This is a genomic window from Enterococcus sp. E5-37, assembly GCF_035726925.1.
Taxonomy (GTDB): domain Bacteria; phylum Bacillota; class Bacilli; order Lactobacillales; family Enterococcaceae; genus Enterococcus_B; species Enterococcus_B faecium.
Genome location: NZ_JAPMLG010000035.1, coordinates 1 through 883 on the forward strand (window position 1 = coordinate 1; position 883 = coordinate 883).

1 protein-coding gene is annotated in these 883 nt (G+C 35.8%); it reads right to left on the minus strand.

Translation table 11 applies throughout. The features are described 5' to 3' along the window. Positions 1–142: 142 nt before the first annotated feature. On the minus strand, positions 143–652 hold the full coding sequence (locus tag OS138_RS12710) for a hypothetical protein (RefSeq protein ID WP_002295345.1): 510 nt from the start codon (positions 650–652) through the stop codon (positions 143–145). Between the last annotated feature and the right edge of the window lie 231 nt (positions 653–883).

Here is an 883-nt window from a genome sequence, read left to right on the forward strand (position 1 = left end):
TTAACTGTTAGCTCCTGCCGAAGATCGTCACATCCGAGGAGGCTCATTGTCAAGGACAATCGGAATAGCATACGGAAAGAAGTTCTGCACCTTATAAAATTTGTCAAAAAAACTGTTGCCATTCCATATTAAGACTCAAAATTTATTGGTATGTTCCTCTGTATAGAGTTTGACCGTCTACCATTATATAGCAATTATTATCATTGTTGTCTTGCACCAATATACCGTTAAGGGTAGCACTAGGAGTAGTAACAATCACTGGAAACTCATGAGAAAGCTCGGTCATTTTTCCTGTTCTGCTAGAATCGTGTTCTATTGTCAAGCCATTTACTATAAACGTGAATACTTTACTTCCTATTGTTATAGTAGCTTTTTGAGAAACAGTTTCTGTAGCTGGAGCTGTGCTTCTTTCCGAATTTGTTAGGGTTTCACTGGATTCATTGCTATAAACAATTGTAGAGGATTCTACGGCTTCTTGAGTGTCCACGTTGGTGCTGCTAGCTTCATCTAGCTTCCTTTTGTATTGTTCGTTACTGATTGCTAAGCTTTCCCGTTGGTCATCAAGCTTATTCATTTCTGTAATGGTATAAAATAATCCTCCTGCTAGTGCTATATTAACAACTAAACTAACCGCAAATAATACCTTTTTCATTCTTCCTTCTCTTCTTTCTCTTTTTGTAATTCCTTACTTTTGGCTCAAAAAGTCACTTATTAAGTTTATACCAACCGAAGCTAAGTATTTGTATATAACTATACATTGGATAGGCTACAATTAACTAGACAGAAAAATTAAGGTGTGTAGACTAGAAGAAAACATACCAGGAGGAATTTTTATGTCTAAGAGAACACGAAGAACTTTTTCACAAGAATTCAAGCAACAAAT